7 protein-coding genes and 1 pseudogene are annotated in these 7,155 nt (G+C 69.4%); 3 read left to right on the top strand and 5 right to left on the bottom strand.

Translation table 11 applies throughout. The features are described 5' to 3' along the window. Positions 1-263: 263 nt before the first annotated feature. Both ACFUJR_RS38305 and ACFUJR_RS38300 read left to right on the top strand, forming a co-directional pair. Positions 264-815 (top strand): annotated as a pseudogene (locus ACFUJR_RS38305) (transposase); the annotation flags it as partial. Further along, the gene (locus tag ACFUJR_RS38300) at positions 710-1,318 is read left to right on the top strand and encodes a transposase (RefSeq protein ID WP_383180259.1); all 609 of its coding nucleotides are present in this window, start codon (positions 710-712) and stop codon (positions 1,316-1,318) included. The pseudogene ACFUJR_RS38305 and the gene ACFUJR_RS38300, both read left to right, overlap by 106 nt. A gap of 46 nt (positions 1,319-1,364) precedes the next feature. Here ACFUJR_RS38300 and ACFUJR_RS38295 read toward each other — a convergent pair whose 3' ends face one another. Further along, entirely contained in the window at positions 1,365-1,829 is a 465-nt protein-coding gene (locus ACFUJR_RS38295) for a hypothetical protein (RefSeq protein WP_383180241.1), read from the bottom strand. A 383-nt stretch (positions 1,830-2,212) separates the two neighbouring features. Between ACFUJR_RS38295 and ACFUJR_RS38290 the strand changes: the two genes are divergently transcribed. Then, positions 2,213-2,833, top strand: a complete 621-nt coding sequence (locus tag ACFUJR_RS38290) for a hypothetical protein (protein ID WP_383180244.1) — start codon at positions 2,213-2,215, stop codon at positions 2,831-2,833. 13 nt (positions 2,834-2,846) lie between these two features. Here the strand turns inward: ACFUJR_RS38290 and ACFUJR_RS38285 are convergent, their stop codons facing one another. The 4 genes from ACFUJR_RS38285 to ACFUJR_RS38270 form a co-directional block, all read right to left on the bottom strand. Beyond that, positions 2,847-3,158, bottom strand: a complete 312-nt coding sequence (locus tag ACFUJR_RS38285; protein WP_383180247.1) for a hypothetical protein — start codon at positions 3,156-3,158, stop codon at positions 2,847-2,849. Then, positions 3,155-4,054 carry a replication initiation protein gene (locus tag ACFUJR_RS38280; protein ID WP_383180250.1) on the bottom strand — a complete coding sequence of 300 codons (900 nt, stop codon included), beginning with the start codon at positions 4,052-4,054 and terminating at the stop codon, positions 3,155-3,157. The genes ACFUJR_RS38285 and ACFUJR_RS38280 overlap by 4 nt, the downstream gene beginning before the upstream one ends. A 519-nt stretch (positions 4,055-4,573) precedes the next feature. Continuing rightward, positions 4,574-5,323, bottom strand: a complete 750-nt coding sequence (locus ACFUJR_RS38275) for a hypothetical protein (protein WP_383180253.1) — start codon at positions 5,321-5,323, stop codon at positions 4,574-4,576. Next, positions 5,323-6,783, bottom strand: coding sequence for a Helicase associated domain protein (locus tag ACFUJR_RS38270; RefSeq protein ID WP_383180256.1), 1,461 nt, complete (start codon positions 6,781-6,783; stop codon positions 5,323-5,325). Before ACFUJR_RS38270 ends, ACFUJR_RS38275 begins: the two co-directional genes overlap by 1 nt. Between the last annotated feature and the right edge of the window lie 372 nt (positions 6,784-7,155).

Below are 7,155 nucleotides of genomic sequence, written 5' to 3'. Positions count from 1 at the left end.
CTCTGAACGCCTTCGACATCACCTTCGACGGCCGGCTCTCCGCAGCTCGTCAGTAACCCCAACCACCCGCGTTACACCGTTCGATTGACAGACCCTCAACGAGGGCCACCTACGCGACTGGTACCGAGAGAAGGACCTGCTCCCCAACGACCTGGAGACCGTTACTGACTTCGGCTCGTCGGGGTGAATCTTGGTCAAGTGCCTGCTGGGCTTGGAGCTGCGGCTGTATTCCGTGGTGTGTGAGGTATGCGGATGGGGGTGGGCTGACCCCTGCGGGGCGTCAGCGCCGTGAATCAGTACGGACACAGGCGGTTGGGCTGTTCGAGCAGAAGGCCAAGCCGTCGGAGGTCGCCCGGCGGCTGCGGGTGAGCGTGAAGTCGGCCTACCAATGGCACCGACTGTGGCGCGACGGCGGGGCTGCGGCACTGGTCTCGCGTGGACCGAGTGGTTCGCGGTGCCGGCTGTCGCCGTACTGCCTGGAGAAGCTGACAAGGTTCCTGGAGGAAGGTCCGGCGGCGCACGGCTGGGTGGAGGATCAGGTGTGGACCGCGTCGAGGGTGGCCACGCTGATCGGCCGGAAGTTCCACGTCTCCTACAGCGTCTCGGGTGCCACGAGGCTGATGCACCGGCTCGGCTTCAGCCCGCAGGTGCCCGCGCGGCGTGTCGCCGAGCGTGACGAGCGGGCCGTCGGCGTGTGGAAGGAGGCGACCTGGGCGGAGGTAAAAGGGCGAGGGCGGCCTGCGGGGGCTACGTCTGCTTCGAGGACGAAGCCGGCTTCACCCGCCGGCCGCCCCGGGGACGAACCTGGGGCCGGCGTGGCCTCACCCCGGTCGTGACCGTGAGCGGGCGCCGCTCGGGACGGCTGTCGGTGGCCGGGCTGATCGCCATGCGCCCAGGCTCCCGCACCCGGCTGTGCCACCGCCTGCGGACCCACCCCGCAGGCAAAGGCAAGCGCCGCAGCATGGGCGAGCGGGACTTCATCGCGCTGCTCGACGGCGTCCATCAGCTGGTCAAAGCGCCGATCGTGCTGGTCTGGGACCGGCTGAACACCCATGTCTCGCGCAAGATGCGGGATCTCGTCGCCGAGCGAACGTGGCTGACGGTGTTCCTGCTGCCCGCCTACTCGCCAGACCTCAACCCCGTCGAAGGCGTGTGGGCGCACGTCAAGCGCAGCCTGGCCAACCTCGCCGTCATGGCCCTCGACCGCCTCGAAACCCTCGTCCGCAACCGGCTCAAACGGCTTCAGTACCGGCCCGACGCCCTCGACGGTTTCATAGCAGGCACCGGCCTGACCCTCGACGCCCCGGCATCACCTTGACGAGTCGAAGTCAGTAGCACGGTGATCGGCATGTGGGGCGGGCACTTCATCCAACGGCGCTGGACGCCGCGCGCCGCCGCCGTGCTCGGGCCACCGTCTTCATGACCGGCAGAAGCAGGAACAACACGGCCCCCGCGCCGGTCGAGGCAGCCAGCAAGGCCGCCCCACCGCCCTCCACGTCGTCCGCGGCGGCGACTACCTGCGGATCGTCCGCTCGGTACCGGACGGTGAGGTGCGCGCCCACGGGGATTTTGCTGCCACCACTGCCCGGCGGCAAGGCAGCCACGACGGTGCGGCCCTGCGCCTCGAAGGCGATCTTGCACCGTCCCAGCGTGCAGGTGCCGCGGGTGTGCATGGTGGCGTCGACGCGCACACCGTCGCGGAGCGAGCGCAGATGCTGGGCCTGGGGGATCAGCACCAATGCCGACAGTGCGCCCAGGAGTAGCGCGAGACCCAGACACACGAAGACTTCCGTACGGTGCCCGGCGCCTGCGCGTACCGTCTTGTCCACCAAGTTCCCTACCCCCGTATGACCTGCTCACGTACGGGGCAACAGTATGTGGGGCTCCGCGGCGGGGCCACGGGCTGTCGGCGGCACCCATGAGCCGGTCCGGTTGCCGGACACCGGCAGGACAGGTGGCCCGAGCGACCCCGTTGCCACGGTCGTCCATACAGCCAGCACCTCAAGCCCATCACGCACTTCGCCAAGGTTCACCCTGACAAGCCGAAGTCAGTATCGACGCGGCCAGCACCCTGGACGACACGATCCAACAGATCCTCTCCGAGAGCGGCCTGGGCGGCATTCTCCCGATCGACCGCTGAGGGGCGTCACCGCAGGTACGGTCAGCCTCACGGCACGCAAGACGGCACACACCACCGGACCCAGGGGGGCCAATGGGCGTGGAGAACGGATCGCAGAGCATCCCGTGGGGCGGCGAGTGGCGACGCCACCTCCACTCCGACGCCACGATGGATCTCGTGCGCTCGTGGAAGCGCCGCGTTGAATGCCCGACCTGCAAGGCAGCCGCAGGGCGGGCCTGCCGCACCGCGGGCGGCCGCCCGACCAACGAACACCGCGCCCGCCGCGACGCCGTCGGCCCGATCCCGTACGAGGAGTGGCAGAAGGAGGGCCTCATCCCGGAGCAGCGGACGTACACGATTCCGGCCGTGCTCAAGGAGTCGCAGAAGGCCCGCGCCGACTTCAACGTGGACACCGCCCTGGCCGACGGCGTGGCGGTCGTTCGCATGTTCCTCGCCGACCGGCTCGGCTTGTTCCTCCAGGGCGAGGAAGCCATGGACCGCATCGACGACGCCGTGCGCAAGCTGATCGAGGTCCGCGGCCCGGTGGGGACGGCCGACCTGGTCACCGTCCTCGCCGCCCAAGTCGCCTCACTGCTGGCTGCGAGCGCCGGCCCCGACGGCGACCCGGAAGCCCTGTTCGACACGGTGGTCCGCGCGCAGCTCGACACGGCCCGCACGATGCAGAAGATCCAGAGGGAGCGCCCCGAGGGCTGACCCGGCCGGCTCGCTACGACTGGCCCTGCCCGTGGGCTTCACCGGCATCGGCGTAGCGGGTGAGGTCGACACCGGCCGAGCGGGCTTCCTTGAGCCGGGTGGACACCAGACCGGAGGAAACATTCAGCTCGCGCGCGATCTCGTAACCCTTCCGGCCCTGCCGGTGCAGTTCGACGATCTGGTCCCGCCGCTGCTGGGAGCGGCCCTCGTACGCCGCGCGTTCCTCGGCGATCATGCTGCGCACGGTCCGCGGGGACACTCCGAACCGGTCCGCGAGCTCGCGGGCCGTCGCGGTGCGACGCTCGCGCACGGGCCCCTGCGTCACGGCTTCCCCCTCATGTACTCGAGCATCGCTGCGGTGCGCTCGTTCCGGCGTGTAGCACGCTCTGCGCCGCCTTTCTTGGCACGGGCGGACTGGATGGCGACGAAGGTGGCCTCGTAGACCGCGGCACCGTCCTTCCACATCCTGGAGCGCGTCGTGATCCACCGGTGGATGCTGTTGGCGATCGCACGCGCCTCCACGGCCGGCAGCGGCTCCGCGAATTCTGCGTTGCGGGTGTGTACTTCGGCGTGGATGGCGGTGTGGAGGGTGTCGGGACTGCCGAAGTGGTGGCGCACCTCGCGGTACGCCCAGGTCCGGGCCGTCTCGAAGATCGAGCAATTGCGCCCCAGCCCGGTGATGTTGGTGCGGAACCGCTTGGTCTCCCGCCAGCGCGCGGGCGGCATGTGGCCGCTCAGCGCCTCCTCCAGGCCGCCGAGCGTGTGGAGTCCGCCGTGGAGCCACTCGGTACTCCAGTCCGTGTGTAGCGGGTTCTTCGTCATCAGCCCCGAGTACGCCGCATCGCCGTCCAGCGCGCGGCGCAGGCCCTCGGTGACGGCAGCGGCGTAGGCCAGTGGCCTGCGTCGGGCGTACTCGGTCCGCGTCACCGCCTCCGCCAGAGCCCACACCGCATGAGCATGCCCGTTCACCGGGTTCTCCACGACCGCGTTGGGCAGAGGGTGCGACCCCACCGACGACACCGCCCGCAGCACTGCGTCCGAGTGGTCCACGTCCACGACGAGGAGATTGCTGATCGCCGACGGGTTCGCCTCCACGTACCGACGGGTCATCGCCACCGGCCGCTGCTCCCGCCGGATCCCCTCCTGAAGCCGGTTCGTCGCGTACGGCCGCAACGGCAGCCACAGCTCGTCCCACTGCTCAGCGGGCAACTCCACGTTCATGCGCTGATCATCTAGGGGTGCCGCAACAGAGAAGGACCTGACACGCCGTGAACTTCAAAGTAGGTCGTGAGCCAAGTCAGATGATTCGGTGCTCCGCAGCCCTCAGCTCCCACCGCGCAGGGGGAGAGCCTCTCGACTCATCTTCAAAGTAGGTCGTGAGCCAAGTCAGATGGTTGGGGATCCCCGCCTGCTGCACTCCGCAACTGCTACGGACGGACTTCACGATGGCTGCACCTTCAAAGTCCGTCACGAAGCCAAGTCAGATGGTTCGGCTCTTCCTGCCGGGAACCACGACCTACTCCCGACTCCCCACTGGTACCGCCGGGGGAGTGCCTTGAAGGTCCCAGGGCCTACACGCACTCCAGTGCGATGCCGCAGCTCAGAACCCCCGGGCATCGCACCCCCGGGCATCGCACCCCAGTGCGTGTAGGCCCTGGGACCGGCGCCCCTGGCCACAGCCAGCAAAGGACCCTGAGCCGCCGGTGCGCCCCAGGGTCCTGCCGCCTGTCCCACCGCCGCTCACCAGTCGTCAGGTGCGCTGCCCACCCATGCGATCGGCTGGCCCTCGCTGTTGCGGCCCCAGTGCGGTTCCTCCATCGAGGTCTCGTGACCGTCGGGAAGGACGCAGATCCGCCCCCAGCGGCCGTGCTTGCCCGGACAGGTCCCGGCGAGCCCGGCCGCATCACCGTCGCGCACGGCCTGGTCGTGGCGGTCCTGGAAGGACTGGAGACGGGTGCGCAGCTCCAGGCCGAGTTCGGTCTCCGACGCCTCGATCCGGGCCGCGGCCTCCTGCACCTGCGGGTCGGACGTCACGAACGCGATGACGTCCTCCGCCTGCGCGAAGGCACGGCTGCTCACCTCCCCGGCCGGGTCCGCGGCCCCGCCCCGGTTGCGCAGGATCTCCCCGCCGATCAGCAGCGATCTGGTGACGCGGGCGCGGCCGCGCTGCCGGTAGGCGCTGTCGGCGGTGGACACCAGCACCTGAAGCGCCCGCTCCACACCGCCGTCCCAGCCCTCGCCGTACGCGGTGCCGTGGGCGTCGGACCCGCAGCCGTCCAGCTCCTCCACCCAGCAGTGCGCCCCGGCAACGGCGCCGGCCTCCAGCGCGCAGACGAGTTCGTCCGCCTCAGCAGGCTCCACCCCGGCGGCTGCGAGGGCCGCGTGGACCCGCATGCGGGCGTTGACGGCCAGTGTCTGGTAGTCGCCCATCCGCTGGCGCGGGTCGGCGCTGACCGGCTGCCGCCCGGCCTCTTGGTCCTGCGTGGTCATCAGGCCGCTCCTTCCGTGGCCGCCCACTCCAGCCCGAGACCGGCCAGCGCGGCGAGCTTGTCGACGGTCAGCTTGTTCCGGCGGCTCTTGCTGTTGCTCAGGAACACCCCGAGCTTCACCTCCGACCCGTCCTCCAGCTGCTCCACGTGGGCCCTGGGGACCTTCACGGAGCCCTCGCGGGCCTTGTACTGCGCCAAGGCCGCCACGCCCTTCTCGAAGGCACTCACGGCCTTCCCAGGGGCCTTGACGGGCTCCGCCTGCTCCGGGGGCAGTGGTACGACGCCGAGCTTCTCCAGGAGCTCGCGCTGCTCTTCCATCAGGTCCACCCAGACCGCGTGCTGGCGCTGCTTCGCCAGCCACCTGCCGACGTCCATGCCGTGGACGGTGAACCCGGGCAGAACCGCGGAGTGGTCCTCCTCGTCCGTCAGGAGCTCCCGCAGCGCGGCGTAGTGCCGCTGCCACTCCGCCGGCCACGCGGGGTCCCAGTGCTCGTCCACGGCCTCCAGCGCCGCCTTCCACTCGGGACGGTCGCCCAGCGCGCCGGGGCGGCGCAGGTTGGACAGCCACTGCCCCACCGGCCGGTCCAGCGCCGTCGCGGACCGGGGCGCGCACAGCGTCCAGTGGTCTGCGTAGTACGCCTTGGCGGCCTCCAGGTTCTCCTGGAACCGCTCATCGGCCACGCTCCAGACCATGCCCAGCTTCTCCAGCCGCGCCGCGCGTCGGCCGTTCATCTGCCCGGCCCCGTACGCCCGTCGCTGCTCCGCGACCCAGGCCCCGAGGGGGAACGGCCCCTCCTTGAACCCGTACGGGACCCTGGCGTGAAGCTCGCGCTCCGCGTACGTCTTGAGCGCCGACCAGCCGCGCGCCCAGTCCTGCCGCTCGGTGTCGATCACGTTGAACGATACCCAGTTGGCGACCATCACCGGATCACGCGGAGCCGCAAAACGCAGCAACAGACGGGATTCTTCCTCACCTTCCTCGGGCGGCGGACCGATGTATTCGGACGGCTGGACCATGTCCTTCTGCGGCTCCTGCGGAATCGCCAGCAATTCCACGGCCTCTTCATCGTGAGCCCGCAGACCCTCCAATACCTTCACCAACGGCTTGTACGACCCCGAGGTGAACATGTCTTCCGGCTCCTCATCGGCCTTGAGAAATACCGGCACGATCAAAGAGGCGAGTTTGCCCTCTCCCGGCTTCTGCCGCAGCGCCCGGCCGATGGCCTGCACGATGTCGTGAGGGGCGCCCTTGGGGTCCAGGAGCGCCACGGAGTCCACCGCCCTGATGTCCACGCCTTCACCCAGGACCCGGCAGTTCGAGAGCACCGCGCGCCGCGCGGTGGAGCCGAACTCGTCCAGAACGCCCCGCCGGCGCTCGGGTACGTGCTCCCCGCACAGCCAGTCCGCCCACACCGTCGCCGGGTACTTCTCCGGCTGGTCCGCGTGCAGCCGCTTCGCCACCCGCTGCAGACCCTTCGCGTACGCCGACGCCTCTATGGTCCGGTGGTGGAAGGTGATGCACGTCTGGAGCTGGTGTGGGGTTCGGGGAAGAGACCACCGAGATGTTCGGGTTTCCCCACCGCTGAAGCTGACTCGTCTTTGTCCTGGTCAGTCGACGTTTCAGATGGTTGATCTTGGTGGTGATCTCCCCGAATCAGTGGTGGTGTGATCCCGAATCGGCCAGTGCAGTGTTCGTCGAACCTCATAGCGAGCACCGGTCGTTGGAGACTGGGCTTCGGGGGGTGCCTCTATGTCCTTCGTCAAGGCGCCCGTGTCGGGTTTGGGGTGGTTCAGGGTTGTTGGGGTTATGCGGCGAGCTCGATGTCCTTCGGC

The sequence above is a fragment of the Streptomyces sp. NPDC057271 genome (assembly GCF_042668715.1).
GTDB lineage: Bacteria > Actinomycetota > Actinomycetes > Streptomycetales > Streptomycetaceae > Streptomyces.
The sequence above is the reverse complement of the archived record's forward strand: the minus strand, read 5'-3'. Positions and strand labels throughout refer to the sequence as shown.

Bases quoted from the DNA above. Each gene is read 5' to 3' on its own strand.
- ACFUJR_RS38290 (WP_383180244.1), top strand. From the start codon at position 2,213: ATGGGCGTGGAGAACGGATCGCAGAGCATCCCGTGGGGCGGCGAGTGG.
- ACFUJR_RS38280 (WP_383180250.1), bottom strand. From the start codon at position 4,054: ATGAACGTGGAGTTGCCCGCTGAGCAGTGGGACGAGCTGTGGCTGCCG.
- ACFUJR_RS38275 (WP_383180253.1), bottom strand. From the start codon at position 5,323: ATGACCACGCAGGACCAAGAGGCCGGGCGGCAGCCGGTCAGCGCCGAC.